The following is a 1151-nucleotide window of genomic DNA, read 5'->3' as shown; positions in this document are numbered from 1 at the left end:
TTGTCTCTTGTTTTACTGAGATAAAAATCAATCGTGTTTCCTTCGGAATCCACTGCACGATACAGATACATCCATTGACCTTTTACTTTGATATATGTTTCATCGACTCTCCAGGAGTCATTTGTTGGCTTAAGATGACGTCGTACTCTTTCATCTAATTCCGGTCCATATTGATGAACCCAACGCATAGTCGTTGTGTGGACCATCGATAAGCCACGTTCTTCCATCATCTCCACTAAATTACGAAAGCTCAAGTTGTACCGCAGGTACCATCTCAATGTTAACAAAATAAGGTCAGGCTGATAATGTTTCCACTTGAATAAATTTTGCTTTTCCATACTGATCACGCACCTTTTTTAGAGTAATAGTATCAGTATGTCAAAGTTTAAGAGATTTTTTGCACCAGAACCCATATCAGTAACAAACTGGGACTCGCTCTAACTTTAACTTTTTGGCTACATAGTACCGGCTATATCCATCTTTTAGACACTTTGTTTTTTTATCAATTAATATCGGCTGATCAATAGTCCCTGTTTCTTGGATGTTACGGATGACTTTTTCTTGTTTCTCTGCCCTTGGTGTAGTTTGTAAGATGGGCTCTGGCACGTAAATATCTTGTAATGGAATGGTTTCTATTGCTCCTTCTGGAAGGGTATCCACTGGATCCAATTTGATGAGATTTTTTTCTTCCTTCTGGTTCTCTTGCTGTACAGCTACCCGTTGCAGCTGTTTTTCCTCTTTCGACTGCTCTGTAATCGCTGCCTTCTCTTCACCTTTTGACTGTTCTTTTGTCTTGTTTGGTAGCTCCGAAATCTGCATACATATAATGCCGATTTCCCCAGGGCAATCTGTTAGAGGAGCTTCTAAAGTTGGTTCTCCTTGTATAAGAAAGCGATATTGATGAAATTTCTCTGTATCTACTTTTAATTTATTAAACTGTTTTTTACTGATAAATACCGTATACACAATAGAAGTACTGTTATACGGAATACCTTTTGGAGGAGCTATACTTCCTCGTTCTTCCATTTCAAATGAGAAGTAGGTGTTACAATCTCGAAGGTTCTGGTGCAAAAACTTCAAAATATCTGCAAGTAATCTCCCAAACTTGGACATACTGATACTATTACTCTAAAAAAGGACGTGATGATCAG

2 protein-coding genes are annotated in these 1151 nt (G+C 38.1%); both read right to left on the bottom strand.

What is annotated here, in order from left to right; all coding sequences use genetic code 11:
* A partial coding sequence (locus H540_RS0122335; RefSeq protein WP_028402448.1) for an IS6 family transposase occupies nucleotides 1-338 on the bottom strand: 338 nt, incomplete at its 3' end.
* Between the two features lie 76 nt (nucleotides 339-414).
* Nucleotides 415-1113 carry a ParB N-terminal domain-containing protein gene (locus H540_RS0122330; protein WP_051317239.1) on the bottom strand — a complete coding sequence of 233 codons (699 nt, stop codon included), beginning with the start codon at nucleotides 1111-1113 and terminating at the stop codon, nucleotides 415-417.
* Nucleotides 1114-1151: the final 38 nt, after the last annotated feature.

Source organism: Ectobacillus panaciterrae DSM 19096 (assembly GCF_000430785.1).
GTDB classification, from domain to species: Bacteria; Bacillota; Bacilli; order Bacillales; family Bacillaceae_G; genus Ectobacillus; species Ectobacillus panaciterrae.
Note: the sequence above shows the minus strand (reverse complement) of the source record. Positions and strands in the feature narration are given on the sequence as shown.